The following is a 269-nucleotide window of genomic DNA, read 5'->3' as shown; positions in this document are numbered from 1 at the left end:
GGAGGCCAGGACCAGCGCTTCATACGGTGTTTTCACTGGCGAAGTCACATCCCGGATCGGCCATTCCTCCCCTAGCGCCGCCTGCATGTGCTCATAGGCCTGCGTCAGCAATGCGCGATCGCTGGTGCCCTTTGGAAAGTGGTACGTCTCGGGCAGAAACAGACCTTCCGGGTGTCGCGTGTCGGCCCCGAGTTCGCTCAACAGCGGCGGCCAGTCTTCATCGGTCATGCTGGCAGCAACCTGTGGATGTGCCTGCAACGCCTTTAACA

Annotated in this window: 1 protein-coding gene; it reads right to left on the bottom strand. The window is 61.0% G+C overall.

Features of this window, described 5'->3' with window-relative positions; all coding sequences use genetic code 11:
• A partial coding sequence (locus tag L9G74_RS20750) for an endolytic transglycosylase MltG (RefSeq protein ID WP_238898650.1) occupies window positions 1–228 on the bottom strand: 228 nt, incomplete at its 3' end.
• Window positions 229–269: the final 41 nt, after the last annotated feature.

It is taken from the genome of Shewanella electrica (assembly GCF_022321485.1).
GTDB lineage: Bacteria > Pseudomonadota > Gammaproteobacteria > Enterobacterales > Shewanellaceae > Shewanella > Shewanella electrica.
This window is presented reverse-complemented; position numbering and strand designations above follow the sequence as displayed.